At 76.1% G+C, this 24,358-nt stretch carries 24 protein-coding genes; 14 read left to right on the top strand and 10 right to left on the bottom strand.

Annotated features, from left to right (window positions below; translation table 11 throughout):
- Positions 1–360 precede the first annotated feature (360 nt).
- From ACZ5NJ_RS24030 to ACZ5NJ_RS24000, 7 genes are all read left to right on the top strand, one after another.
- Positions 361–2,307, top strand: a complete 1,947-nt coding sequence (locus ACZ5NJ_RS24030) for a GTPase-associated protein 1-related protein (RefSeq protein WP_468767236.1) — start codon at positions 361–363, stop codon at positions 2,305–2,307.
- A 243-nt stretch (positions 2,308–2,550) separates the two neighbouring features.
- Complete coding sequence (locus tag ACZ5NJ_RS24025) at positions 2,551–3,573, top strand: 3-oxoacyl-ACP synthase III family protein (protein ID WP_468767235.1); 1,023 nt, start codon at positions 2,551–2,553, stop codon at positions 3,571–3,573.
- Positions 3,570–4,322: a glycosyltransferase family 2 protein gene (locus ACZ5NJ_RS24020; protein ID WP_468767234.1), complete on the top strand. Its 753-nt coding sequence runs from the start codon at positions 3,570–3,572 to the stop codon at positions 4,320–4,322. Before ACZ5NJ_RS24025 ends, ACZ5NJ_RS24020 begins: the two co-directional genes overlap by 4 nt.
- A complete protein-coding gene (locus tag ACZ5NJ_RS24015) occupies positions 4,322–5,800 on the top strand; it encodes an AMP-binding protein (RefSeq protein ID WP_468767233.1) in 1,479 nt (492 codons plus the stop codon). The genes ACZ5NJ_RS24020 and ACZ5NJ_RS24015 overlap by 1 nt, the downstream gene beginning before the upstream one ends.
- On the top strand, positions 5,797–6,552 hold the full coding sequence (locus tag ACZ5NJ_RS24010; protein WP_468767232.1) for a glycosyltransferase family 2 protein: 756 nt from the start codon (positions 5,797–5,799) through the stop codon (positions 6,550–6,552). The genes ACZ5NJ_RS24015 and ACZ5NJ_RS24010 overlap by 4 nt, the downstream gene beginning before the upstream one ends.
- The gene (locus tag ACZ5NJ_RS24005) at positions 6,549–7,667 is read left to right on the top strand and encodes a cytochrome P450 family protein (protein WP_468767231.1); all 1,119 of its coding nucleotides are present in this window, start codon (positions 6,549–6,551) and stop codon (positions 7,665–7,667) included. Before ACZ5NJ_RS24010 ends, ACZ5NJ_RS24005 begins: the two co-directional genes overlap by 4 nt.
- Entirely contained in the window at positions 7,664–8,581 is a 918-nt protein-coding gene (locus tag ACZ5NJ_RS24000; protein ID WP_468767230.1) for an NAD-dependent epimerase/dehydratase family protein, read from the top strand. The genes ACZ5NJ_RS24005 and ACZ5NJ_RS24000 overlap by 4 nt, the downstream gene beginning before the upstream one ends.
- On the opposite strand, the gene ACZ5NJ_RS23995 is transcribed toward ACZ5NJ_RS24000, so the two are convergent.
- The 6 genes from ACZ5NJ_RS23995 to ACZ5NJ_RS23970 all read right to left on the bottom strand — a co-directional run bounded on the left by ACZ5NJ_RS23995 (position 8,565) and on the right by ACZ5NJ_RS23970 (position 15,676).
- Positions 8,565–10,103: an ABC transporter substrate-binding protein gene (locus ACZ5NJ_RS23995; protein WP_468767229.1), complete on the bottom strand. Its 1,539-nt coding sequence runs from the start codon at positions 10,101–10,103 to the stop codon at positions 8,565–8,567. The two genes, ACZ5NJ_RS24000 and ACZ5NJ_RS23995, sit on opposite strands and share 17 nt — an antisense overlap.
- Positions 10,100–12,169 (bottom strand): hypothetical protein, encoded by a 2,070-nt coding sequence (locus tag ACZ5NJ_RS23990; protein ID WP_468767228.1) that lies wholly within the window; start codon positions 12,167–12,169, stop codon positions 10,100–10,102. Before ACZ5NJ_RS23990 ends, ACZ5NJ_RS23995 begins: the two co-directional genes overlap by 4 nt.
- Before the next feature lie 241 nt (positions 12,170–12,410).
- On the bottom strand, positions 12,411–12,818 hold the full coding sequence (gene msrB, locus ACZ5NJ_RS23985) for a peptide-methionine (R)-S-oxide reductase MsrB (protein ID WP_468767227.1): 408 nt from the start codon (positions 12,816–12,818) through the stop codon (positions 12,411–12,413).
- Between the two features lie 15 nt (positions 12,819–12,833).
- Complete coding sequence (gene murC / locus ACZ5NJ_RS23980) at positions 12,834–14,228, bottom strand: UDP-N-acetylmuramate--L-alanine ligase (RefSeq protein WP_468767226.1); 1,395 nt, start codon at positions 14,226–14,228, stop codon at positions 12,834–12,836.
- 49 nt (positions 14,229–14,277) lie between these two features.
- The gene (locus ACZ5NJ_RS23975) at positions 14,278–14,745 is read right to left on the bottom strand and encodes an indole-3-glycerol phosphate synthase (RefSeq protein ID WP_468767225.1); all 468 of its coding nucleotides are present in this window, start codon (positions 14,743–14,745) and stop codon (positions 14,278–14,280) included.
- A gap of 148 nt (positions 14,746–14,893) precedes the next feature.
- Positions 14,894–15,676, bottom strand: coding sequence for a pyrimidine reductase family protein (locus ACZ5NJ_RS23970; protein WP_468767224.1), 783 nt, complete (start codon positions 15,674–15,676; stop codon positions 14,894–14,896).
- A 36-nt stretch (positions 15,677–15,712) separates the two neighbouring features.
- Here ACZ5NJ_RS23970 and zapE point away from each other — a divergent pair, with 36 nt between their 5' ends.
- The 5 genes from zapE (at position 15,713) to ACZ5NJ_RS23945 (ending at position 20,614) form a co-directional block, all read left to right on the top strand.
- Positions 15,713–16,819 carry a cell division protein ZapE gene (gene zapE / locus ACZ5NJ_RS23965; RefSeq protein WP_468767223.1) on the top strand — a complete coding sequence of 369 codons (1,107 nt, stop codon included), beginning with the start codon at positions 15,713–15,715 and terminating at the stop codon, positions 16,817–16,819.
- Positions 16,820–16,879: 60 nt separating this feature from the next.
- Positions 16,880–17,305 (top strand): OsmC family protein, encoded by a 426-nt coding sequence (locus tag ACZ5NJ_RS23960; protein ID WP_042812939.1) that lies wholly within the window; start codon positions 16,880–16,882, stop codon positions 17,303–17,305.
- A 162-nt stretch (positions 17,306–17,467) separates the two neighbouring features.
- Positions 17,468–18,808: an alkaline phosphatase PhoX gene (locus ACZ5NJ_RS23955; protein WP_468767222.1), complete on the top strand. Its 1,341-nt coding sequence runs from the start codon at positions 17,468–17,470 to the stop codon at positions 18,806–18,808.
- 4 nt (positions 18,809–18,812) lie between these two features.
- On the top strand, positions 18,813–19,697 hold the full coding sequence (locus ACZ5NJ_RS23950; RefSeq protein ID WP_468767221.1) for a PPK2 family polyphosphate kinase: 885 nt from the start codon (positions 18,813–18,815) through the stop codon (positions 19,695–19,697).
- Between the two features lie 17 nt (positions 19,698–19,714).
- On the top strand, positions 19,715–20,614 hold the full coding sequence (locus tag ACZ5NJ_RS23945; RefSeq protein ID WP_468767220.1) for a polysaccharide deacetylase family protein: 900 nt from the start codon (positions 19,715–19,717) through the stop codon (positions 20,612–20,614).
- 38 nt (positions 20,615–20,652) lie between these two features.
- Here ACZ5NJ_RS23945 and ACZ5NJ_RS23940 read toward each other — a convergent pair whose 3' ends face one another.
- Genes ACZ5NJ_RS23940 through ACZ5NJ_RS23925 form a run of 4 tightly spaced genes read right to left on the bottom strand, consistent with a single transcriptional unit; the run spans position 20,653 to position 22,995 of the window.
- Positions 20,653–20,829 carry a hypothetical protein gene (locus ACZ5NJ_RS23940; protein WP_468767219.1) on the bottom strand — a complete coding sequence of 59 codons (177 nt, stop codon included), beginning with the start codon at positions 20,827–20,829 and terminating at the stop codon, positions 20,653–20,655.
- Between the two features lie 14 nt (positions 20,830–20,843).
- Positions 20,844–21,500, bottom strand: coding sequence for an ABC transporter (locus tag ACZ5NJ_RS23935; RefSeq protein ID WP_468767218.1), 657 nt, complete (start codon positions 21,498–21,500; stop codon positions 20,844–20,846).
- A complete protein-coding gene (locus ACZ5NJ_RS23930) occupies positions 21,497–22,324 on the bottom strand; it encodes an ABC transporter ATP-binding protein (RefSeq protein ID WP_468767266.1) in 828 nt (275 codons plus the stop codon). The genes ACZ5NJ_RS23935 and ACZ5NJ_RS23930 overlap by 4 nt, the downstream gene beginning before the upstream one ends.
- On the bottom strand, positions 22,321–22,995 hold the full coding sequence (locus ACZ5NJ_RS23925; RefSeq protein ID WP_468767217.1) for an AIM24 family protein: 675 nt from the start codon (positions 22,993–22,995) through the stop codon (positions 22,321–22,323). Before ACZ5NJ_RS23925 ends, ACZ5NJ_RS23930 begins: the two co-directional genes overlap by 4 nt.
- A 71-nt stretch (positions 22,996–23,066) precedes the next feature.
- Here ACZ5NJ_RS23925 and ACZ5NJ_RS23920 point away from each other — a divergent pair, with 71 nt between their 5' ends.
- Positions 23,067–23,816 (top strand): aminoacyl-tRNA hydrolase, encoded by a 750-nt coding sequence (locus ACZ5NJ_RS23920; protein ID WP_468767216.1) that lies wholly within the window; start codon positions 23,067–23,069, stop codon positions 23,814–23,816.
- Complete coding sequence (locus ACZ5NJ_RS23915; RefSeq protein WP_468767215.1) at positions 23,813–24,247, top strand: SMI1/KNR4 family protein; 435 nt, start codon at positions 23,813–23,815, stop codon at positions 24,245–24,247. The genes ACZ5NJ_RS23920 and ACZ5NJ_RS23915 overlap by 4 nt, the downstream gene beginning before the upstream one ends.
- The last annotated feature ends 111 nt before the right edge of the window (positions 24,248–24,358 follow it).

Here is a 24,358-nt window from a genome sequence, read left to right as displayed (position 1 = left end):
GGTGTGACGACCTCTGGGGGTGGAGGGGGGAGCCGGGCGCCCCAAGGACAGCGGCCCCGGGGTACCGGACGGAGATCCCTGTCTGACGTCGGGCCGTACAGCGGGCGAACGGAAGCCGCCGGGGGCGGAACTCCCGAACGGGCCGCACATCTGGTGGAATGACCTCCCACACACAGCACGGGGGGCGCGGGGCATGGCGGGGATCGGGGCCGGGCATGCCGTGCGCTCCGGGGGCGGAACGGATCCGGAAAGGGATCGCGGAACGACGGTACGGGGAACGACGGTACGGGGAAACGGGCGCCCCGCAACAGACCCTGACGGGACGTCAGTGGACGGGGCCCGCGGGACGGAAGGGGACGCGTGAGCCTTCCGCAGCTCCACTACGAGGGCGGGCCGGGCTTCACCGCGGTGACGCCCGGGGTGTCCGCGGCGCTGCTGCGCGAGGCGGAGCCGCTCCTGGCGTACGAGCCGCCGCCGGGCTCCGGCTGCCCCGAGGCGCTCAGCCTCAGCGTGCTGTCGGACGGCAGCCGGCTGCTGGCCCGGGCGGTGCGCACCGGCTCCGGCTTCCACGCGCACGCCGTGCACCTGCCCGGGGAGGCCCGGGGCGCCCTGCCGGTCACCGCCTGGGGTTCGGCGGGGTGGCGGGAGCGGACCCCGGCGGACGGGCCGCCGCCCGCGCTCGACCGGATACCGCCGCCGGGGCCCTACGACCGGGCCGCGATGGCGGAGTTCGTCGCCGCCCGGGGGCCGTGGCTGGCCACGTTCTTCGACGACGTGCGCCGGACCGCGGAGGAGCCGGGCGCACCGCGGGTGGTCCTGGTGGAGGCGGACCCGGCGGACGTGGCCCGGTGGGTCATGCTGGCCTGCGGGGTGCTGCCGCACGCGCGCGGGCAGGGGCTCGGCTTCACCACGTACACGCGGCGGCCGCTGTCCGCCCCGCATCGGCTGATCGGGGTCCTGCCGCAGGACGCCGGAGTGCTGGACGGCGGAGGCCGGCGGCACCGGGTGTACGACACCGCCCGGGGGCCCGTCCCCGACGCGCCCCGGGGTCCGGCGGCGCTGTGGGCGCGGACGGCCGCCGCGGTCTGGGCGGCCGGGCGGGCGGACGTGTTCGCGCAGGTGCGCCGGCTGCGCGCGGAGCCGTACGCGGCGGGACCGCTGGCCGCGCTCGCGCTGGCGGCCGGAGTGCCGCTGGACGCGGCGGCCCGGACGGCGGCGGCCGACTGGGCCGCCGGGCACGGGGAGGCACTGGACGGCATACGGCCGCACCCGCTCCCGGAGGTGCCACCGCGGCCGCGCGGGGCAGCCGAGGCGGAGCGGCTGACGGGGGCGCCCGACGCGGAAGCCCGGGGCGCGCTCACGGCGGACCCCGACGCGGAGGCCCGAGGCGCACTCACGGCGAAGCCCGACGCGGAGGCCCAAGGCGCGCTCGTGGCGGCGCCGGACGCGGGGGCCCGAGGCGCACTCACGGCGGAGCCGGACGCCGAGGCGCGGGGCGTGCTCGCGGCCGAGGCGGGGTCGGAGCTGCGGGCGGCGGTGGCCGACTCCGGCGGCGAACCGGCGGTGCTGGCCCGGCTGTTGCTGTCGGCCGCCGCCGCCGGCACCGAGACGGCCGGGCTGCTCCCGCAGGCGGCCCGGAGGCTGGCGTGGGCCCTGTTCACGAACCCGGAGGGGGCGTACGGGGAGGAGATGCGGGCCGTGCTGGCGCAGCTGCCGGTGCTGCGGGCCCTCGTACTCGACCGGCTGGACGCCCTCGCGGCGGGTGAACCGGCGGCCGGGGCCCGGTTGTTCACCCCCGGCGGGCTGCGGCTGGGCGCGGGCGAGGCGCTGCCGCACCTGCGGATGTGCGCTCGGGGACGCCCCGACGGGGACCGGGTCGTGGCACTGGACACCCTGCTGCGGGAGGCGGGCGTCTCCCCGTACGCGGAGCCGCTGGTGCTGCGCACGGGGATGCGGCTGGTCTGGGCCGACGAGCCCCCGACCCCCGTGGAGGCCCTCCTGCTCCTGGCCACGACGGGCGCCCCGCTCCACCGCCGGGCGGGCACCCGGGACGTCCTGGCGCGGTCGGCCGCCGACGCCCCGCCCGCCGATCCGGACGCCCCGGAACTGGCGTCGGAACTGCTGCGCCACTTCGCCGGGGAGCTCCCGGCGGACCTCCGCGACCGCCTGTCGGCCCGCGCCGCCGCCGGCCCGGCGGCGGCCCACCGGAACGGTCCCGGCCCGGACCCGGGTGCCGAAGGGAGGCCCGGCTCCGGCCTCGTGGCCCGCCTGCGGAAGCGCTTCGGCGTGCTACCGCCGGGTTCGTAGGGCTGAGCCGGGGCCCGGGGCCGCTGCGCGGAGCCGTCTCCCCGCCCCGCCCTTTCCCCGTTCCCCGGGGCTCCGCCCCGGACCCCGCGCCTCGAACGCCGGGGGGGCTGGAGTGTGCCGCGCACATCCGGCCCGCGCGGCGTTTGCCTGAGGTGTCGTACCGGTCCCCTACTCAGCACCCCCGCAAGGGATCTGAGCACCCGTACTCAGGCCCGCCCGCGCCCGCGAAGCCATCGTGGACGCATGCCCATACAGCCATGCGATCCGCAGCTGCGCGTCGGGATCACCGCCGTCGGCAGCCTGCTGCCCGAGGACTCCCTGTCCTCCGATGACCTCCAGCGCGAAGTCTCCCGCCGCAGCGGGCTCGCGCTGCCCGACCGGATGCTGACCCTGGCCACCGGCATCGTCTCGCGGCGGGTCGCGCCCGAGGGGGTGTACGCGTCCACGCTCGCGGCGGGCGCCGCCCGCCGGGCGCTGGACGCGGCCGGGCTGCACCCGCTCGACGTGGACCTGCTGGTCTTCGCCTCCGCGTCGCGCGACCTCGTCGAGCCCGCCACCGCGCACATCGTGCAGGCCGAACTCGGTTCGCGGGCGTACGCCGTCGACGTCACCAACGCCTGCAACAGCTTCGTCAACGGCATCGACCTCGCCCGCGGCATGGTCCTCGCCGGCCGCGCCCGCCGGGCCCTCGTGGTCACCGGGGAGACCCCGAGCCGTGCGGTCCGCAAGGACCCGGCCGACTTGGCGGAGTTCCGCGGCGCGTTCGCCGGCTACACCTTCGGCGACGCGGGCGCGGCCGTCGTCGTCGAGGCGGTGGAGCGCGGCGGGATCCTGGACGTGGACGGCGAGACGCATTCGGAGCACTGGCGGGTCGGCGGGATCCCGGGCGGCGGGTCGCGGCACCCGCGCGGGGACGCGTACACCTACTTCCAGGGTGACGGGCACGAACTGCGCGGGGTCTTCGAGAAGGTGGGCACCGCCGTCATCGACCGGACGCTGCACCGCGCGGGAATGGGCTGGGACGGCTTCGCGAAGGTGCTGGTGCACCAGGTGACGGTGCCCTACCTGGAGCGGTTCGCCGAGCTGACCGGGGTGCCCGAGGACAAGCTGGTGGTGACCGTGCCCGAGCTGGGCAACGTGGCGAGCGCGGGCATCGGTGTGCAGCTGGACCGGATCTTCGGTGAACTGGGGCCGGGCGAGCGGGTGTTGTTCGTGGGGCTGGGCGGCGGGATCAGCATCATGACGATGGTCTGGGAGAAGTCGTGAGCGGCGGTGCGCGGATGTGGGTGGTGGTGCCCGCGCACCAGGAGGAGGCACGGCTCGGCGGGACCCTGCGGGCGCTGGCCGCGCAGCGGGACCGGGACTTCACCCTGCTGGTCGTCGACAACGCCTCGGCGGACGGAACCGGCGCCCTCGCTCGGGAGTTCGCGACGCGCGCCCCGTTCCCGGTGGAGGTGATCGAGGAGCCGGAGAAGGGCGTCGGTTCGGCGGTGGACACCGGTTTCCGGTACGCGATCGCGCGCGGCGCCACCCTGCTGGCCCGGACGGACGCCGACTGCCTGCCCGGGCCGGGCTGGGCGGGTGCGGCGCGGGCCGCGCTGCTGGCGCGGCCGGGGCTGGTGTGCGGGCGGATCACGGCCCGGCGCGACGAGCACGGACCGCTGGGCCGGGCGGCGTTCACCGCACTGGTGGGGCTGGCCGCGCTGTTCGGGCGGCTGCGCCCGCAGCACGCGCGCCGGCACGGCTACCGGGCGCCGTACCGGATGCACGCGGGGAACAACATGGCGATCACCGCCGAGCTGTACCTGGCCGTGGGCGGGATGCCGCGGCGCCCGTCGCCGACGGACCGGCTGTTCCTGAACGCGGTCCGCCGCCACACCGACCGGATCTCCCGCTGCCGGGGGATGGTCGTGGAGAACTCCACCCGCCGGCTGCGCGCGTACGGGCTCGCCGGCACCGCCCGCTGGTACCTGGACCAGGGCAGCGGCACGCACGGAACGGACGACCCCCGCTGATGCTGGACCGACTCGATCACGCGCTGCGCGCCCGGCCCGAGCGGCCGGCCGTCCTCACCGCCACCCGCGGCGGAGCCACCCGGGTGCGCGCCACCGGAGGCGAACTCGCCGATCTGGCGGACGCGTTCGCCGCCGCGCTGCACGCCCGGGGGCTGCGCGCCGGGGACACGGTCGGGGTGGCGGTGCGCCCGGGGCCGCGCGCGCTGGCGGTGCTGCTGGCGCTGTGGCGGCTGGGGCTGCGCGGGGCGGTGCTGGACCCGGGGGCCGGGGCGCGGGTGCTGCGGGCCCGGCTGGAGCTGGCCCGGCCCGCGCTGGTGCTGGCGGACGCGGCCGCGCAGGCGGTGGCAGGGTGGGCGGCGCCGCTGGCCCGCCGGGCCCGGCTGGAGCTGCCGGAGCTGGCCGCGCTGGGGCCGGTGGCCACCGTCGGGCCCCGGCTGCCGGGGTGCGCGCCCGCCCTGGACCTCGGGGCGCCGCGGGCGGGGGTCCCGGCCGGGTTCGAGGGGGACGGGGACGCGGTGGTGGTGTTCACCTCCGGGACGACCTCCCGGCCGCGTGCGGTGGTGCACACCCGGGCGGGGCTGGCGGCCGGGATGGCGACGGTGGCCTCCCTCTTCGACGCCCGCGGCGGCGCGCCCGTGCTGGGCGGGACGTTCTTCGTGCTGGTGCCCTCGCTGGCGCAGGGCGCACCGGTGGCGCTGCCGGCCCGCTCCCCCGCCGTGCTGGCCCGGCAGCTGGCGCGGCTGTCGCCCCGGGACACGTACCTGACCCCGCCGCAGCTGCGGGACGCGCTCGGCGCGGGGGCCCGGTTCGGGGGCCGGGTGTGGACGGGTTCCGCCCCGGCGAGCGCGGCCCTGCTGGGGCGGGTGCGGGCGGCGGGGGCGGAGCAGGCGTGGGGGGTGTACGCGCTGACCGAGCTGTTCCCGGCGGCCGCGGTGGAGTCCCGGGAGAAGGCCGCCTTCGACGGGGCCGGGGATCTGGTGGGCGCCCCGCTGCCCGGGGTGCGGACCGCCGTGGACGCGCGGGGGCAGCTGCTGCTGGCCGGCCCCGCCGCCCGGGACCGCTACCTGGGGGAGGAGCCCGACCCGTGGGTGCGTACGGGCGACCGGGCGCGGGTGGACGGGGCGGGGCGGATCGTGCTGGAGGGCCGCTGCAAGGACATGGTGCTGCGGCGGGCCGAGAACATCTACCCGGGGCTGTACGAGCCGGGCCTGCACGTGCCGGGAGTGGAGCTGGGCGTGCTCGTGGGGGTTCCGGCGGGTGACGGGGACGAGCGGCTCGTGGCGGTGGTGCAGCCGCAGCGCGGGGTGCCCGAACCGGCCCTGCGGGCGGCCTTGTCGGAGCCGCTGCGGGCGATGGGCACGGCCCGGCCGGACGCGCTGCTGTTCGCGCGGATCCCGCTGTCGGGGCGCTCGCGCAAACCGGACCGGGCGGCGGTGTCCGCGCTGGCGGCGGCCCGGCTGGGCGGGGGTGCGCGGTGAGCCTGTGGGTGGTGGTGCCGGCGTACGACGAGGAGGGGTCGATCGGGGCGACCCTGGCGGCGCTGGCCGCGCAGGAGGACACCGGGTTCCGGCTGGTGGTCGTCGACAACGCCTCGACGGACGGGACGGCCCGGGTCGTACGGGAGTTCGCGCGGGCTGCGCCGTTCCCCGTCGAGCTGGTGCACGAGCCGGAGCCGGGTGCGGGGACGGCGGCCGACACGGGGTTCCGGCACGCGGTACGGGGCGGGGCGCGCCTGTTGCTGCGTACGGACGCGGACTGCCTGCCGGCGCGGGACTGGACGGCGGTGGCCCGGGCGGAGTTCGGGCGGGGGGCGCAGATGCTGTGCGGGCGGAGCGTACCGCGCCGCGACGAGCGGCCCGGGTTCGCGCAGGCCCGGCTGCTGCCGGCGCTGGTGCGGCTGGCGGCCCTGTACGGCCGGTGGCGGCCCGCACACCGGGGCCCTCGCTTCCGGGCCCCGTACGTGCTGTGTCACGGCCACAACCTCGGCATCACCGCCGAGCTGTACGTCCGCTGCGGCGGGGCGCCGCGCGAGCGGCTGGAGGAGGGGTCGGAGGACGTCACCCTGCTCAACCGGGCGCGCGAGCACAGCGCGCGCGTCGTGCGCTGCGAGCGGCTGGTGGTGGAGAACAGCCTGCGGCGGCTGCGTTCCTGGGGTGCGCGGCGCACCCTGCTCTGGTACTGGGACCGGCGCTACCGGCCCGTCGACTCGATGGAGGTCCACGTCCGATGACCAGCCCCCACACCCGGGCCCGCAGGCGGGACCGCCGGGTGTACCTGCGCAGCCATCCCTTCCTCTTCGGGCTGCTGGCCGCATCGGGGTCGCGCGGGCGCGGGGTGCGGCGGGTCGGCGGCACGGTGCTGGTGCACGGTGCGGACGCGTACCGGGAGGCGCTGGGCCGGCTGCCGCTGGACCGGACGGCGGCGGGGACGACGGGCGGCGCGGCGCGGGAGGCGCTCGGCGGCGCCTCGGGCGTGCTGTTCGACCAGGAGGGCGGGGGGCACCGGGCGGACCGGCGCGCCCTGGCCGAGGGGCTGGGCGCGGCCGGGGTGGAGCGGCTGCGGGAGGTGTGGCGGCCGCTGCTGGTACGGGGGCTCGCGCCGCTGGGGCGGGGCGGCGAGGTGGACGTGGTGGCGCTGGCGCGGGAGCTGGCGGGGTCGGTGGTGTGCGCCCTGCTGGGCTGCGCGGCCGACCCCCGGGCCCTCGCGCGGGCTTCCGCCGAGGCGGCGGCGGCTTCGGTACGGGACCACCTGCCGGGCCTTCCCCGGCCGGGCGCGGCGGCGGAGGCGGCCCGGGCGGCGGAGCGGCTGCGGGCGCTGCTGCCCGACGGGGACCCGCTGGCGGCGATGCTCGCGGTGGCGGCGGTGAACACGACGGTGGCGGCGCTGCCCCGGGCGGTGGCGTGGTGCGCGGACGCCGGGCTGTGGGGGCAGGCCGCGGACGCGGAGCTGCGGCCCCGGCTGGCGCGGGAGCTGCTGCGGGTGACGGCGGCCTCGCCGGTGCTGCCCCGGGTGGCGGCGGCGGACGGGGTGGTCGGGGGCTGCCCGGTGCGGGGCGGGGACCGGCTGCTGCTGGTGGCCCGGCACGCGGCGCAGGCGCACCGGCGCGACCCGGACGGCCGGGCTCCGGCGGGGCCGGCGGTGGCGCGGCTGGTGTTCGGTGCGGGCCCGCACGCCTGCCCGGGCGCCCGGCTGGCCTCCGTCCAGCTGGCCGACGTCCTGGAGGCGCTGGCCCCGTACCGGCCGGTGGTGACCCGCTCCCGGGTGGACCGGCGGGCGGCCCTGCCGGGGTGGCGGGAGCTGAGGGTGCGGGCGGGCGGCGGGACGGCGGGAGGTGCCCGCGCATGAGGATCGCGGTGACGGGGGCGAGCGGGTTCTGCGGTGGGCACGTCGCCCGGGCGGCGGCCGCGGCCGGCGCGTCGGTGGTGTGCCTGGGCCGCGGGCCGGGCCCGCTGGGCGGGCACCGGTACTGGGACGCGGCGGCGGAGGAGCCGGACCTCTCCGGCGTGGACGCGGTGGTCCACTGCGCGGCGGCGGTGGGCGATCCGGCGCCGGGTTCGCGGGCGGAGGCGGCGATGCGCGCCGTGAACGTGGACGGCACGGCGCGGCTGCTGCGGGCGGCGGCGGGGCGGCCGGTGGTGTGGGTGAGCAGCGCGAGCGTGTACGACCCGCGCCGGGACCGGTCCCGGGTCACGGAGGACCACCCCCGATCGCACCACCTCAACGCCTACGGCCGTACGAAGGCGGAGGGCGAGGCCCTGGCCCTGGCGGCGGGCGCGGTGGTGCTGCGCCCGAGGGCGGTCTACGGCCCGGGGGACACCCAGCTGCTGCCCCGGCTGCTGTCCCGGGTCCGGGCCGGGACCCTGTTCCTGCCGGGCCCGGACGTCCGCCTCAGCCTGACGGCGGTGGAGAACCTGGCGGAGGCCTGCCTGGCGGCGGCGGGCTGGCCGCCGGGCGCGTACAACGTGGCGGACGCCGAGCCGTACGGGCGGGACGCGGCGGTGGCCGCCGTGCTGCGCGCCCACGGGGTGCGGGCGCGCGTCCGCCGGCTGCCGCTCCCGCTCGCCGCCGTGGCGGCCCGCGCGGCGGAGTCGGCGGCCCGGCTCACGGGCTCGGAGCCGGCCCTCAGCCGCTACGCGGTGGACCAGCTGGCCCACCCGGTGGTCCTGGACCTGGCCAGGGCCCGGTCCCAGGGCTGGACCCCGGGCCGGACCCTGGAGGACTACCTGGCGGGCGGGGGTGCGGTCAGCCGCCGCTGCTGATGCTGCAGTTGGCGTCGGGGGCGTGTCCGGCCGGCCAGGCGATCCGGTCGAACGCCGCGGTCTTGGTCGCCGGGTCGAGGTGGACGATGGGCACGGCCTTGTTGTGCGGGTTGCCGTACTGGTCGAGGCAGATCCAGCCGCTGGCGCCGTCGACCCGGTTGGTGCCGTGCAGACGCAGCCAGCTGTCGCGGACCTCGGTGAGGCCGGGCATCTTGACCGCGCCGACCGTGTCGTTGCGGATGCCCGCGACGGCGGTGGTGACGGCGTCGTACGTGATGATGACGCGGCCGTCGGACAGCGTGGCGGGGCCGATCGAGGGCCCGGACGCCGGCTGGGCGTCGTGGAGGAGGGAGGCGAGTTCCCGCAGGGCCGCCTTGGAGCCGCCGGTCGCCTCGGTGCTCCCCTCGCCCCACGCGTCGGGGTGGGCGAGAGCCGCGTAGCGCACGGTGATGCCGGCGCCCTTGGTGAGGGCGGTCCACTGGTCCGCGAACTTCTCGTCGACGGTCAGGGTGGAGGCGTGCGAGCCGGTGATGACGGTGTAGTGCTTGTCGCAGTTGCGGTCGCCCAGCTCGACGAGGAACTGGCGCAGCTGGACGGGCCGGCCGGCGAAGTAGACGGTCTTCGCGTTGGACGAGCAGATGTCCGGGACCATCTGGTGGAAGTCGTTGGCGAGGTTGCCCTCCTGGGTGAAGTCCTGCGGGGAGCGGAAGGTCTCCGGGGCGTTGGGCGCGCCCGTGGCGAGCTTCTCGAAGGTCTCGCGCAGGGTGGTCAGGTAGTTGTCGCCCTCGCGGATGTCCTCGACGACCATGGTCTCGGCGGGTTTGATGTCCGCCCCGTACGAGCCGAGGGCCTTGGCCTGGTCGGTGTTGCTGGGGGCGATGCGGGCGAGTCCGGGGTAGGCGTTGTCGGCGCCGTTCTTGATGTCGTCGGCGGTCATGGGTCCGGCGACGACCGGGATGCCCTTGTCCCGGGTGAGGTAGCGGACGGTCTCCGCGGTCTCCTTGAGGCTGATGTTGATGCCCGTGACGGCCCTCAGGTTCTCCTTCTCGGAGGCCGCTGCCCTGACCAGGGCGTCGGCGACGGGCCGCCAGTGGGCGTAGTTGCGGCCGGGGTTGGCGAGCAGCAGCCGGATCGGCGGCTGCTTGCCGTTGGCCGCGTGGTTGGCGCGGTACTGCGCGAGGTAGGCGCCCTGGACCTGCTCGACGAACTCGCGCTGCTCGGCGGCGTTGTCGGAGGTCATCGGGATCATCAGGGCGATGGTGGCGGGGTTCTTGCCCGCGACGGCGTCGTTCTCCGCCTTGATGCGGCCGGAGACCGGGCCGAGGTCCTTGGCGAAGGAGTAGGCGCCGTCGGTGACGCCGGTGCACTCCCGGCCGGGGCCGCGCCGCTCGACTCCGGTGGCGCAGGAGGGGTCGTCCCTGAGGACTCCGGTGTAGACGAGGTAGCCGCCGGTGCCCAGGGCGGCGGCGAGGACGGCGATCACCAGGGCCTTGTAGAGCGGGCCGTCGGGAAGCAGCTTCATGGGGCGGACTCTCCGTAGGTGGGCAGGTGGGGCGCCTGGCGCCAGTTCCCCAGGAGCGTCGGCCACTCCTCGTGCGCCCGGTAGAAGACCTTCTGGGCCGCGGGGACGCCGCTCTGGGCCATGGCCAGGGTGAGCAGTTGGAGCCGGACGGTGCCGATCGTGTCCGGCTGGGGTGGCGCGAGGGGCGCGGACTGCGCCCACAGGGCGGACACGAGGAGCCGTACGGCCCGGTGGACCGGGTCGTTCTCGCCCGCGCAGGCCCGGCAGGCCGCGGTGGGGGCGGCCGGCGGGGGCAGGGTCCGGGGTGGCCGGGGCGCGGCGCAGACCAGGTTGAGCGCGGCGAGCCAGTCGGGGGCGTCCTGCTCCGCGAAGCGGCGGTGCAGGGCGTGGACGGTGTACTCCTCCTCGCCGAGGGCGAGGGAGTGGTGCAGGAAGCGGACGTCGGGCCGCTCGGCCGCGGTGCCGCTGCCCTGGGGGTCGTAGAAGGAGCGCAGCCGCAGGTGGAGGTGTTTCCACGGCTCGGCGTCGGGCGTCCGCCCGGTGAGGGCCGTGAGCTCGTGCAGGAGCAGGGCGCGCAGGACGGGGTCGCCGACGAAGGGGCCGCCGCCGGTGCCGGGCCAGGGCCGGCTCCCCCAGCGGCCGTCCCGCAGCTCGGCCTCGGCTTCCAGTACGGGTACGCCGCCGGGATCGCCGGGCGGGTAGGCGGCGCCGAGGCGGTGCACGGCCTGGTTGTCGAGGGCGGGAGAGTAGTAGGTCAGGCGGCGGCGGGCGACTTCCCCGGGGAGCTGCGTCGCGAGGATCCGCTCGTTCACGGTCGTGGCGGACTCGGGGCCGGCCGGCAGGGCGAGCAGGTCGAGCGGGTCGGCGGTGGCGGCCCCGTCGTGGAGGCGCGGGTGCAGCCGGGCGGCCTGGACGAGGGCGTGGACGATGCCGGCCCGGCCGGCGCTGATCCGGTGGATCACCTGGGCCGTCCCGGGCGCCGGTCTGGCGTCCCCGAACATCTCCTTGACCTCGTCGAGAGTCAGCGGCGCGAGGGGCAGGTGCGCCAGCCATCCGGCCGGCGAGGCCGGTCCGTCCGCCCGCCAGAACGCGCCGGGGGCGCTGCGGGTGGAGGGCGCGGTGTCCTCGGGGTCGGGGACCGGCGGGTCCTGGCTCAGCGCGGTGGCGACGACGGCCGGGCGCAGTGCCCGCTCCCCGGCGGCCTCCTCGTGCCAGACCTGGGCCAGCGCGTCCAGGAAGGCCGCGCCCGTCGGGGTGTGGGCGTTGTCGAGGAGCAGCAGGGGGCGCGGCACCCGGTTCACGGTGTTCAGCCAGCCGTAGTGGTCGGCGATGTCCGCGAGGAGGGCCGCCAGCAGGTGCCGCTCGGCGTGTTCGCGGTCCTCCGCCTCGCCGCGGAAGGCCATGGCCAGCTCGGTCAGCCGGGCGAGCCCGTCGCCCTGGCGTCCCACCCGCCGGGCCCCCCACCACTTGAGCCCCTCCTTGTTGGCGCGGGGGCCGAGCAGTTCCGTGGCGACGATGCGCAGCAGGGCCCGGACCATCTCCTCGACGCCCGGCGGCATGCCCCCCATGGCCGGCAGCACGCCGGCCACCTCGTCGATCCAGCCCAGGACCCTCTCGTTGCGCGCCTGCTGGTCCGGCTGGCCGGCCCGCTGGAGCTCCCCGAGGCGGTGTCGTGCGGCGGGCAGTTCGGCGGGGCGCACCGGCTCCCAGCTGGTGACCGCGAGGAGTCCCTGGAGCAGCCGGGGGAAGGACAGCCTGCCCCCGAACTCGCTCGGCTTCTGGCTCAGCCCGTCCATCAGGTAGAAGAGCAGGTCCGAGGTGTGCGAGGCGTTCCTCGGGGCGTCGCCGCCGGCCGGTGCGGCGAGCCCCGGCTGGCCGAAGCGGTCCGCCCCGAGGTCGGCGTACGCCTGCGGGACGCGGTGCGCGTACTGGTCGGCGAGCGCTTGCAGCAGGGCGGTCTTGCCCGACCCCCGGCCGCCGGTGCACACGAGCAGGAACGGCGTCCCGTCCGGGATGCGTAAGCGTTTCGACCCCCTCGGCTCCAGCCCCAGCAAGGACGGAACCACGGTGTTCAGTACCGCAGAGCGTCCGTACAGCGCCACCGCGACCCCCCAGTCATCCGGCTCCGCGGTGCGCGATCGGCTCCGCGATGGAAGGAGACTAGGCGAGTCCGCCGGGTGGCCGGTGGCATATGGGCACGGCCCTTGCCCCAGTTATCCATTCGTGACGCCGAGAGCCCCGCGGACCGTCGGTCCGCGGGGCTCTCGGGCTCCTCGGGGCTCGGCCGCCCGCGGCGGCCGGCGCCGCTCAGCCCTCGGTCGGGGTGAGGCGGAGGGAGATCGAGTTGATGCAGTAGCGCTGGTCCGTGGGGGTCGGGTAGCCCTCGCCCTCGAACACGTGGCCCAGGTGGGAGCCGCACTTCGCGCAGAGGACCTCGGTGCGGACCATGCCGTGGGAGGTGTCCGCCTTCAGTTCGACCGCGTCGGAGTCCTTCGGGTCGTAGAAGGACGGCCAGCCGCAGTGGGACTCGAACTTCTCCGTGGACCGGAACAGTTCGGCGCCGCACGCCCGGCAGGAGTAGACGCCCTCCGTCTTGGTGTCGGTGTACTCACCGCGGAAGGCCGGTTCGGTGCCCGCGAGGCGGAGTACCTGGTACTCGGACGGGGTCAGCTCCGCCTGCCACTGCTCGTCCGTCTTCTGGACCTCGTACGCCATGACGCTCCCGCTCCCTCAGTCGGCAAGGCGGGCGAGGATCTGGGGTCCCAGGTCCGTGACGTCGCCCGCGCCCATCGTGAGAACGAGATCACCGGGCTTGGCCATTCCCGCGATCACGTCGGCGACGGCCGCCTTGTCGTGCTCGGGGGTGACGTCGGCGCCGGCGGCGCGGGCCGCGGCGATGATGATCTCGCTGGTGACGCCGGGGACCGGGTCCTCGCGGGCCGGGTAGATGTCGAGGACGACGGAGGCGTCGGCGAGGGCGAGGGACTGGCCCATCTCCTGGCCGAGCTCCTGGGTGCGGGAGAAGAGGTGCGGCTGGAAGACGACCAGGATGCGGGCGTCGCCGGCGGCGCCGCGGATGGCCTCCAGGTCGGCGGTCATCTCGGTGGGGTGGTGCGCGTAGGAGTCGATGACCTGGACGCCGGCCGCCTCGCCCTTGAGCTGGAGGCGGCGCTTGACGCCGGTGTACTTGCCGAGGGCGGAGGCCAGGTTGTGCGCGGGGATGCCGAGGGCGACGCCGGCGGCGAGGGCGGCGACGGCGTTGTGCGCGTAGTGGCGGCCGGGCACGGAGACCGTGAAGGTGAGCGGGCGGCCGTCGAGGAGGACGGTGACCTCGCTGGTCAGACCACGGGGGGTGATCTTGGTGATGCGGACGTCGGCGTCCTCGTCCTCGCCGTAGGTGACGACGTCCAGGCCGTCGCGGCCGGCGACGCGGCGGGCGATCTCGGCGGCGCCGTCCTGGCCGTGGGCGACGACGAGGGTGCCGCCGGGGACGACCTTGCCGACGAAGGTCTCGAAGGACTCGTAGATCTCGTCCATCGACGCGTAGTTCGCGTGGTGGTCGAGTTCCGCGTTGAGGATGATCGCGACCTGGGGGGCGTACTTGTGGAAGCTGCGGTCGCTCTCGTCCGCCTCGGCGACGAAGATGTCGCCCTCGCCGTGGTGGGCGTTGGAGCCGGGGGCGTCCAGGTCGCCGCCGATGGCGTAGGAGGGGTCCAGGCCGAGGGCCGAGAGGGAGACCGCCAGCATCGAGGTGGTGGTGGTCTTGCCGTGGGTGCCGGCGACCGCGATCGGGCGCAGGCCGTCCATCAGGGCGGCCAGGGCGTCGGAGCGGTGCACGACGGGGATCCCGAGCTCGGCGGCGCGGGCCAGCTCCGGGTTGTCGGCGCGGATGGCGCTGGAGACGACCACGCAGGTGGAGCCGGGGGCGAGGTGGTCGGCGGCGTGCCCGATGTGGACCGTGGCGCCGTGGGCGCGCAGCGCCTCGGCGGTCTCGGAGTCACGGGAGTCGCTGCCGGCCACCTGCGCGCCGCGCTGGGCGAGGATCTTCGCGATGCCGGACATGCCGGCGCCGCCGATGCCGATGAAGTGGGGCCGTTCCATCGCGGTCGGCAGGCCGGGCTTCATTCAGGTCGCTCCAGGATCGAGGGGTGGGGTGGTGCTGTCCCGCCCCAGCCTATTCGTTGTGGGCGAAGAGCTTGAGCACCGGAACCCCGACCTTGTGCCGGGCGCGGGAGGCCCAGTCGCGGTGGAAGAACTCCTCGACGAAGTGGGGGGCGGTCAGGACGATCACCTCGTCGGCGCTCGTCTCGTCGACGACGGCCTTGAGTTTGTCGAGGGGGTGGTGCTCGACGATCTGGCCGACGGCGGTGGCGCCTTTCTTCCGCAGGGCCCCGAGCGAGTGTTCGAGGGCTTGCGCGGCGGGGCCGCGGGCGGCGTCGCCCTCGGGTACGTCGGCCTCGCGGAGGGCTTCGGGGAGCTCACCGAGCGCTACGTCGTCGATGGCGCGGAGCAGTCGGTCCTGGTCGCCCCTGGGTTGCATCAGGACGACGAAGGAGACGGGGTCGTCTCCGTGCAGGCTGGTGACGAAGTCCACGTCCACCGTGGTCAGCGGCTGCTCGATCATCAATACGCTCGTGAACACGGACGCCCTCTCCTTCATGCGCCGAGGCCGGTCGGCCGGCCCCTGCGGAAACCATCCTGCCCCGCTGTGGCGCGGGACGTGCGCAGGTATACGTGCCCAGCTACGTACCCTTCGGAAGCTAAGCGGAACGTGAAATTCCGCTCCCTTGTCAGATCCGACGGTAGCTCGTGAAGAGGAACCCGGCCTCTTCCAGCACGGAGGCCGGTGCGAGCCGGTGCGGAACCGTGACGGAGGGCCCGCCCGCGATCCGCTGGGCGTCGCCCGCGGTGAGCATCGGGGAGACCGTCAGGCACAGCTCGTCCAGCGCGTCGGCGGCCACGAACTGGCCCAGCAGCCGGGGTCCGCCCTCCGTCAGCTGGCGGCGCAGCCCGCGCGCGGCCAGCTCCCGTACGGCCCGCGCCGGATCGATCCCGGCACCCTCGCCCGCCACCACGACCTCGACCCCGGCCGCGGTGGCCTCGGCGACCCGGTCGGAGGGGGCGCCGGCGCCGGTCAGCAGCAGGGTGGGGACCAGGGGGGAGGTGAACAGGGGCAGGGTGAAGTCCAGGTCCAGGCTCGCGGTGACCACCGCGATGGCCGGGGCGGGGCCCTGGCCGGCGGCCTCGCGCCGGGCCGCGAAGGCCTCGCGGGCCCGGGCCGGGCGGTAGCCCTCCTGGCGAACCGTTTCCGCGCCGGCGACGACCACGTCCGCCAGGGCCCGCAGGGTACCGAAGATCCGCATGTCGGTCTCGCCGGAGATGGGCTGCGAGCGCCCGTCGTGCTGGGCGGCCCCGTCCAGGGTCGAGACCATGTTCGCCCGCAGCCAGTGCGCGCCGGGGGCCAGGTCGGGGTAGGCGTAGGCCTCCGCCAGCTCGTCCAGCGACCACTCTCGGTCGGCCGCGGCCCCCGAGGGGGCGGATGTCTGATCGGTCACAGGGAACAGGCGTCGCATCGGTGCAGTGTGACACGCCCCGTAGAGTTGAGAGCTGTGTCAACATCACTCTCCACCTCCGGCCCTGCCTCCGGGCAGCCCCCGATAGCCGACGCGGGTCCGCTGGCCCTGTGCGCCCGCGAGCCGCGCGTACCCGCCGAACGGCTGGTGGCCGAGATGGTCCCGCCGCCGCGCTTCGACTCGGTGCGCTTCGACACCTACGACCCGGACCCGGCCCAGCCGAGCCAGACCGAGGCCGTCACCGTGCTCAGCGGCTTCGCCGCCGGCCTCGGCGGGGCCCACGCCAGCGGCGCCGGCAAGCGCAAGTGGTTCCAGAAGAAGGCGCCCGCCCCCGCCGCGGGCCCGCGCGGGGTCTACCTCGACGGCGGCTACGGCGTCGGCAAGACCCACCTGCTGGCCTCCCTGTGGCACGCCACCCCGGCCGAGCCCGCGCTCAAGGCCTTCGGCACCTTCGTGGAGCTCACCAACCTGGTCGGCGCGCTCGGCTTCCAGCAGACCGTGCAGACCCTCGGCGGACACCGCCTGCTGTGCATCGACGAGTTCGAGCTGGACGACCCGGGCGACACCGTACTGGTGTCCTCGCTGCTCAGCCGCCTGGTCGAGCAGGGTGTGGCGCTGGCCGCCACCTCCAACACGCTGCCCGGCAAGCTCGGCGAGGGCCGCTTCGCCGCCGCCGACTTCCTGCGCGAGATCCAGGGGCTGTCCGCGCACTTCCGGCCGCTGCGCATCGACGGCCAGGACTACCGCCACCGCGGCCTGCCCGAGGCCCCGGCGCCGTTCTCGGACGAGCAGGTCGCCAAGGCCGCCTACGCGACCCCCGGCGCGAGCCTCGACGACTTCCCGGGCCTGCTGGAACACCTGGCCAAGGTGCACCCGAGCCGCTACGGCGCGCTCACGGACGGGATCACCGCGGTCTGCCTGACCGACGTCGTCCCGGTGCCGGACCAGTCCACCGCGCTGCGCCTGGTCGTCCTGGCCGACCGGCTGTACGACCGGGAGGTGCCGGTGCTGGCCTCCGGGGTGCCCTTCGACCGGCTGTTCAGTGAGGAGATGCTGAACGGCGGCTACCGGAAGAAGTACTTCCGAGCCATATCGCGGCTCACCGCGCTCGCCCGCGACGCAAAACCCCTGGTGTCCCAGTAGGTTGGGGACGGCCGGGACGCTTTCGCGGCCCGGCCGTATCCGCCGATGAAGGGACCCGCCATGGCCACCACCCGTACCGCGCACACCGAGTGGGAAGGCAACCTGCTCAAGGGCGCCGGCACCGTCACCCTCGACTCCTCGGGCCGGGGCTCGTTCGAGGTCTCCTGGCCCTCGCGCGCCGAGGCCGCCAACGGCAAGACCAGCCCCGAGGAGCTGATCGCCGCCGCGCACTCCAGCTGCTACTCGATGGCGCTCTCGCACGGCCTCGACGGTGCGGGCACCCCGCCCACCCGCGTGGAGACCAAGGCCGACGTCACCTTCCAGCCCGGTGAGGGCATCACCGGAATCCACCTCACCGTGCGCGCCGAGGTCCCGGGCCTGGACGCCGAGGGCTTCGCCGCGGCCGCCGAGGACGCGAAGAAGAACTGCCCGGTCAGCCAGGCCCTGGCCGGTACGACGATCACACTGAGCGCCGAGCTCGTCTGATCCCCCCTCCGCCGTCACCGTCACCGGGCCCCCGCGCGCACACCGCGCCGGGGCCCGGTGGGGTGACGGGCCCCGACGCGCACACGCGCCGCCGGGGCGGCGGGGGCCCGCCGTGGTACCACGGGCCGGTCACTTCTCCAGCCGTCCACCGGGGAGTTGCCGATGTCCGTCACCCGACGCAGCCTGCTCGCGGCCGGCGCGGTCGCCTTCACCGGCTCCCTCGCCCCGCTCTTCACCCCGGGCCGCGCCCGGGCCTCCGCCCGGGGGTACGGGCCGCTGCTGCCCGATCCCGCCGGGCTGCTCGACCTGCCGGCCGGCTTCTCGTACCGGGTGCTCTCGCGCGCCGGGGACCCGCTGCGCTCCGGGGAGGGCACGGTGCCGTCCCACTGCGACGGCATGGCCGCCTTCGGCGCGGGCGGCGGGCGGGTCCGCCTGGTGCGCAACCACGAGAACCGGGCCGACGCCGCGCTGCGCGTCCCCGCCGTGGACGGCCTCACGTACGACCCGGGGGCCCTCGGCGGCTGCACCGTGCTGGAGCTGGACCCCGGCGGCCGGGTCGCCGCCGAGCGGGTCGCGCTGGCCGGGACCGCCGTGAACTGCGCGGGCGGCCGCACCCCCTGGAACACCTGGCTGAGCTGCGAGGAGACCGAGGACCGGGCCGGCGCCTCCGGGTACGCCCGCGACCACGGCCACGTCTTCGAGGTCGACCCCGCCGACCCGCACCGGCTCGGCGCCGTCCCGCTGACCGCGATGGGCCGCTTCGCCCACGAGGCCGTCGCCGTGGACCCGTACCGGGGTGTGGTCTACGAGACCGAGGACGCCTTCGTCAGGCCCTTCGGCCTCTTCTACCGCTTCCTGCCCGCACGCCCCCTCGGCGGCCCCGGCTCCCTCCGGGCCGGCGGCACGCTGGAGGCGCTGCGCGTGCCCGGCGTGCCCGACCTGTCGGTGGTGGACCGGCCGGGGGCGGAGTTCCCGGTGGAGTGGGTCCCCGTACCGGACCCCTCGGCGGCCGGGACCCCGATCCGCTTCCAGGACTTCGGGCCGGGCGGCATCACGCACGCGCAGAAACTGGAGGGCTGCTACTGGGGCGGGACGGTGGTCCACTTCGTCTCCAGCTACGCCCGCGGTTCCGAGGGCGCCGCCGCCGACCACCACGGGCAGGTGTGGTCCTACGACCCCCGGCGCGCCCGGCTCCGGCTGGAGGTGCGCTTCGGCCCGGCGGCCGACATCAGCCTTCCGGGGGACTCCCCCGACAACATCTGCCTGGCCCCCGACGGCGCGCTGATGGTGTGCGAGGACGGCGGCGGGGAGCAGTACGTCTTCGGCGTGACCCCGGCCGGGGAGGTCTACCCGGTGGCGCGCAACGCCCAGGACATCGGCGCGCCCGGGGCCCCGGCCTGGGGGGAGTTCGCGGGGGTCACCTTCTCCCCCGACGCGCGGACGATGTACGTCAACGCGTACACGCCCGGGACCACGTTCGCGGTCACCGGACCCTGGCGCTGACGCCGTGGCCGACGGGAAGGGACACCGGGGCGGGGCCGGGACCCCGCTGCGGGAGCTGCTGCGGGTCCGTACCGGGGCCCGGCACGGAGGCCGGGTCGACCTGGGGGCGTACTCCTCCTCCGCCATCCCCGCGGGCCCCGCGGACAAGGCCGCCGGGCGGGCCGCCACGGCCGGCCTGGCCGGTCCGCTCGCGGACCTCCAGGAACGGCTGTACGCCGCCGGCACCGCCGGGGACCGCCGCCGGCTGCTGCTCGTGCTCCAGGGCATGGACACCTCCGGCAAGGGCGGCACGGTGAAGCACGTCATCGGCCAGTTCAACCCCGCGGGCTGCCGCCTCACCGCCTTCAAGGCGCCCACCCCCGAGGAGAGGGAGCACCCCTTCCTGTGGCGGGTCGGCAAGGCCGTGCCCCGGCCGGGGGAGATCGGCGTCTTCGACCGTTCGCACTACGAGGACGTACTGATCGCCCGCGTCCACGCGCTGGCGCCGCCCGAGGTCCTGGAGCACCGGTACGGGGAGATCAACGCGTTCGAGCACGCCCTGGCCGAGGACGGCGTGACGGTGGTGAAGGTCCTTCTCCACATCGGCTTCGAGGAGCAGCGCGAGCGGCTGCTGCGACGGCTCGACCGGCCGGACAAGCACTGGAAGTTCGATCCGGCCGACATCGAGGAGCGGCGGCTGTGGCCGGCGTACCGGGAGGCGTACGAGCGGGTCCTGGAGCGGTGCTCCACGCGGGCCGCGCCCTGGTACGTGGTGCCCGCGGACCGCAAGTGGTACCGGAACTGGGCGGTCAGCAGGCTGCTGCTGGAGCACCTGGAGGAGCTGGACCCGCGGTACCCGCCGGCCCGGTTCGACGTCGAGGCGTGCCGTGCCCGACTGATGGACGGATAGTCATATATTTTGCGTACGTGACCCTTTCTGTACGCAAAGTGGCCGCCGTGGCCGTGCTCGGCGCCTTCCTCACGGGATGCGGCGCCGGCGCCGGCACCCCCCAGGGTGCGGGCCGGGCCCGTATGGGCACCCCTGCGGCCTCCGGCCCCGCCACCGCGTCCGCCCCGTCCGCCCCCGCCTCCCCCTCCGCCTCCCCGCAGGCCGGCGCGCCCGCCCTGGTGCCGACGCTGGCGCCCGGGCCGGGCGGCCTGACCCCGGTCTTCGAACGCGCTCGGCAGCGGACCGAGAAGACCGTCGCCCTGACCTTCGACGCCGACATGACCTCCGACCAGGGTCCGCGCGCCGCCTCGGGAGAACGCTTCGACAACCCCGAGCTGATCACGGCCCTGCGCCGGCTGAAGGTACCGTCCACCGTCTTCATGACCGGCCGCTGGGCGGAGGAGTACCCGGACCAGGCGAAGTCGATCGGCACCGACCCGAACTTCGAGATCGCCAACCACTCCTACAGCCACCACGCGTTCAAGACCCCGTGCTACGGGCTGCCCGCGCTCGACGCGCCCGCCGCCCGGGCGGACGTCGACCGGGCCTTCGCCGCCTTCAGGAAGGCCGGGGCGGTCAACACCGTGCCGTACTTCCGCTTCCCCGGCGGCTGTTACGACGACCAGGCGCTGCGCGCCCTGGGCCCCGCCAAGGTGACCGCCGTGCAGTGGGACGTGGTCAGCGGGGACGCCTTCGCCAAGGACCCCGACGCCGTGGCGGAACAGGTGCTGGCCGGGGTGAAGCCCGGGTCGGTGGTGGTCATGCACTGCACGCACAGCGCGGCGCCGGTCACCGAGCAGGCCGTGGAGAAGATCGTGCCGGAGCTGCGCAAGCGGGGGTACCGGTTCGTGAAGGTGTCGGAGCTGATGGGGAAGTAACGTTTCGTCACCGCTGGGAGGCGGCGGTCGGGGCGGGCTCAGCCGGAGCAGGCCGTGCGCTGGGCCTCCTGCCACTCGCACAGCGGGCACCGGACCGCGCCCGGGGTCGCCGCCCCGTACTCCGTGGGCCTGCCGCACTCCACGCAGTCCGCGTACGGCGGCCCGGGGGCGGGGCGGGAGGAGGCGCCGGTCTCGTGGTCCTGCGGCTGGTCCATGCGGACGAGCCTACTCAGCCCCGGCGCGCGGCCGCCAGGGCCGCCGCCGCGCCCGCCGCTCCGGCCAGCAGCAGCGCCCCCGCCGCCGCGCCGAGCGGGAGCGCCGGTTCGGGGGCGCCGGCGCGGGCGGCGCCGATCAGCGCGGACACCGCGCCGCGGGCCGGGGAGAAGGGCGCGACCCAGGCCAGCAGCGAGCCGAGGCCCGCCCCGAGGACGGCCAAGCCCCGCCCCGCCACCAGCGGCGGGCCGCACACCGCGCCCACGGCCGTCCCCGTCAGCGCGCACGCCGCCACCGCCACCGCGCCGGTGAGGGCGGCCCGGCCGGGGCCGTGTCCGGCGGGGTCCCCGACCAGCAGGGTGTAGGCCGCGGCGAGGAGCCCGGTGAGCAGGGTCCCGCCCAGGCCGGTCAGCAGGGCCGCGGCGTGCGCCCGGGCCGGGCCGGCCGCGGCGGCGGTGCAGGCCCGGGCCGCCGGGGGCTCGGCCGTGACGCAGACGCGGACCAGCCAGGCCGCCAGCGGGACCAGCCCGGCGGCGGCGTAGCCGAGGGAGTCCGGCGTGCGGTCGCCGGGCTGGATGCCGACGCCCATGAAGACGGCGTACACGGCGAACGGGGCGAGCCAGCCCTGGGAGCGCAGGAGCAGGGCGCCCTGGTAGCGGAGCAGGGCGTTCACGGGAGTTCCTCCACGGAGCGGATGTGCCAGGACGGCCGGGCGGTGAGCAGCGCGCGCAGGACCGCGTCGGAGCGCCCGGCCCCGACGGTCAGCCAGACGCCCCCGCCGGGAGCGGCCACCGCCCCCTCCGGCGGGACGCCGCCGGGCGGCCCGACCGCGTGGATCCGCAAGGTGCGCCCCGGGACCGGCACGGGCCCGGGCGCCGGGGACCCGGGCGCGGGCTCCAGGGCTGCGCCGTGGAGCCGGTAGCGGGCGTCGGGCAGGCCCGACAGACGGGCGGGGTCGTGGTCGACGAAGACCACCGTCGCCCCGGCCGCGGTGCGTTCGGCGACGGCGCGGTCCAGCTCCGCGCGGGCGGACGCGTCCAGGCCGGTCCAGGCCTCGTCGAGGACGAGCAGCCCCGGATCGGCGAGCAGCGCCTGGGCGACGGCCACCTTCTGGCTGGTCCCCTTGGACAGTTCGGCCATCGGGGTGCGGGCGAAGCGCGCGGCGCCGAACCGCTCCAGCCCGTCGGCCGCCCGCCGGGCCGCCTCGGCGCCGCCCAGACCGTGCACCCGGCCGAGGTGGATGAGGTAGGCCTCGGCGGTCAGCGGCAGGGCGGCGGGAAAGCGCTCGGGCACGTACGCGGTGCGGGACGGCCGGCCGCCGATCCGTCCCTCGGTCGGGGTGTCGATACCCGCGACGAGCCGCAACAGGGTGGACTTCCCGCCGCCGTTGCCGCCCTCGATACGGACGAGGGCGCCGGGCGGCAGCTCCACGCCGACCCCGCGCAGTACCCAGGGCCGCCGCCTGCCGTAGCGGCGGCCCACTCCGGTGAGCCTCAGTGCGCCGCCGCCGTCTCGGTGAGCTCGCTGGGCCGGACGATGACGAAGCCCTCGCCGCGCAGCATCAGCTGGACGGCCTCGCCGGAGCCGCCGCGGATCATCGAGCCGACGGACTGGGAACGGTGCAGGCCCGTCTCCAGCTGGGCGCTCCAGCCGACGACCGCGTCCGTGTCCACGTAGACCGGCGACTGCGCGGTGACCGGGATGATGATCGGGTTGCCGTCGCAGACGACGGCGAGCCTGCCCGTGCCGGTGAAGAGGCTGTTGAAGAGGCCGCCGCCGGTCATCCCGGCGCCCTTGACCATCTTGATCTCGTACGAGAGCGTCGCGTCGAAGCACAGCACGTTGCGCCCGTTGATGGTGAGGGCGTCGCCGGGCTCGAAGTCGATGATGAAGCAGTTGCCCGCCTGGTGGGCGAACCAGGCCTCGCCCTGGCCGCGGACGGACATCAGCGCCAGCCCCTCGCCGGTGACGGCCCGCTTGAGCATGCCGCCTATGCCCTGGCCCTTGCGCTCGAACTGGAGGTTGCCGCGGAAGGCGACCATGGAACCCTGCCGGGCGAGCATCTCGCCGTTGACGGCGTATTTGACGGACTTGGCGTTCTGCAGGGTCATCCCGGGGGCGGTGGCGGGCTGGGCCAGGTTCTCACCGGCGAAAAGGTCGCTCTTCATGGACCCGATCCTCACCCGCGCCGGCCACCCGGGGCATCCTCCTCAAGGCGGACCCTGGCATCCTTGGCGGGATGAGCAGCCAGCACACGAACCAGACCCCAGAGGTACCCGCGGTGGGGGCGGACAGCCCCTTCCGGAAGGACCACGTACTGCGCGACGAGGCCCCGCAGTTCGTGCTGCCGCTGGTCGTACGGATCGAGAAGACCGAGCCGCCGGCGCGGACGGACGCGCTGCAGACGGCGGCCCGGGCGGTGCTGGTCCTCCTCACGGACGAGCGCGCGCACGGCGACGGCGAGTGGGCGCGGGCGGTGCGCGACTGGCAGGACGCCCGCATCCGCAAGGTGGTGCGCAGGGCGCGCGGCGCGGAGTGGCGCAAGGCGGCCACGCTGCCGGGCATCACGGTCCGGGGCGCCGCGTCGGAGGTACGGGTCTTCCCCCCGGTCCCCCTGGACGGCTGGCCCAAGGAGCTGGCCAAGCTCCAGGTGTCGGGCACCGACCTGGACGACCCGGAGCCGGCGGCCGCGCCGGAGCCGGGCGTGCCGGTGCTGTGGCTGAACCCGGACCTCGACATGTCGGCCGGCAAGGCGATGGCCCAGGCGGGCCACGCGGCGCAGCTGGCCTGGTGGGAGCTGACGGCGGCGGAGCGCGCCCTGTGGCAGGCCTCGGGCTTCCACCTGGCCGTGCGCACCGCCCCCGTCGACCGCTGGGCGCACCTGTCCGGCAGCGGCCTGCCGGTGGTCCGCGACGCGGGCTTCACGGAGATCGCCCCGGGCAGCTGCACGGTCGTGGCGGACCACCCGGCCCTGCGGGCCCGGCTGTGAACTGGCGGGAGCTGGTCCTCGGGCTGCTCCCGGAGGCGGAGCTCGCCGGGCCGGCGGACGAGGCGGATCTCGCCGAGGTCGAGCGGGTGCTCGGGCAGCCGCTGCCGGCGGAGCTCCGCGAGCTGTTGCGGGTCTGCGACGGGGTGGTCGGGCGGTACGCCACCGATGTCGTCTGGAGCGCCCGGCGGATCGCCCGGGACAACGCGGAGCTGCGCGGTACGCCGGGATTCGCCGCGCTGTACATGCCCTTCGAGCCGCTGATGTTCTTCGGCGACAACGGCGGAGGGGACCTGTTCGGTGTCGTGCGGACGCCGGAGCGGCCCGACGTCTTCGTCTGGGACCACGAGAGCGACGGGCGCTCCTGGGCGGCGGGCGGGGTGGAGGACTACCTGCGGCGGGCCCTCCCGGCGGCCGGCGACTGGTACCGGTAGGGGAATCCGCCGGGCCGGCGGCGCCGGGGCGGCGGGGGCGGTGCGGAAGCGGTGCCGTAATGAGACCTTCCGGCAGGAACCTCAAATGTTGCTCTGAACGTCCCCTCCCGG

Source organism: Streptomyces sp. NPDC032091, from assembly GCF_055580265.1.
Note: the sequence above shows the minus strand (reverse complement) of the source record. Positions and strands in the feature narration are given on the sequence as shown.

Coding starts and splice junctions, on each gene's coding strand:
- ACZ5NJ_RS24025 (WP_468767235.1), top strand. CDS start 2,551: ATGCCCATACAGCCATGCGATCCGCAGCTGCGCGTCGGGATCACCGCC.
- ACZ5NJ_RS24015 (WP_468767233.1), top strand. CDS start 4,322: ATGCTGGACCGACTCGATCACGCGCTGCGCGCCCGGCCCGAGCGGCCG.
- ACZ5NJ_RS24005 (WP_468767231.1), top strand. CDS start 6,549: ATGACCAGCCCCCACACCCGGGCCCGCAGGCGGGACCGCCGGGTGTAC.
- ACZ5NJ_RS24000 (WP_468767230.1), top strand. CDS start 7,664: ATGAGGATCGCGGTGACGGGGGCGAGCGGGTTCTGCGGTGGGCACGTC.
- ACZ5NJ_RS23995 (WP_468767229.1), bottom strand. CDS start 10,103: ATGAAGCTGCTTCCCGACGGCCCGCTCTACAAGGCCCTGGTGATCGCC.
- msrB (WP_468767227.1), bottom strand. CDS start 12,818: ATGGCGTACGAGGTCCAGAAGACGGACGAGCAGTGGCAGGCGGAGCTG.
- murC (WP_468767226.1), bottom strand. CDS start 14,228: ATGAAGCCCGGCCTGCCGACCGCGATGGAACGGCCCCACTTCATCGGC.
- ACZ5NJ_RS23970 (WP_468767224.1), bottom strand. CDS start 15,676: ATGCGACGCCTGTTCCCTGTGACCGATCAGACATCCGCCCCCTCGGGG.
- ACZ5NJ_RS23960 (WP_042812939.1), top strand. CDS start 16,880: ATGGCCACCACCCGTACCGCGCACACCGAGTGGGAAGGCAACCTGCTC.
- ACZ5NJ_RS23955 (WP_468767222.1), top strand. CDS start 17,468: ATGTCCGTCACCCGACGCAGCCTGCTCGCGGCCGGCGCGGTCGCCTTC.
- ACZ5NJ_RS23940 (WP_468767219.1), bottom strand. CDS start 20,829: ATGGACCAGCCGCAGGACCACGAGACCGGCGCCTCCTCCCGCCCCGCC.
- ACZ5NJ_RS23925 (WP_468767217.1), bottom strand. CDS start 22,995: ATGAAGAGCGACCTTTTCGCCGGTGAGAACCTGGCCCAGCCCGCCACC.
- ACZ5NJ_RS23920 (WP_468767216.1), top strand. CDS start 23,067: ATGAGCAGCCAGCACACGAACCAGACCCCAGAGGTACCCGCGGTGGGG.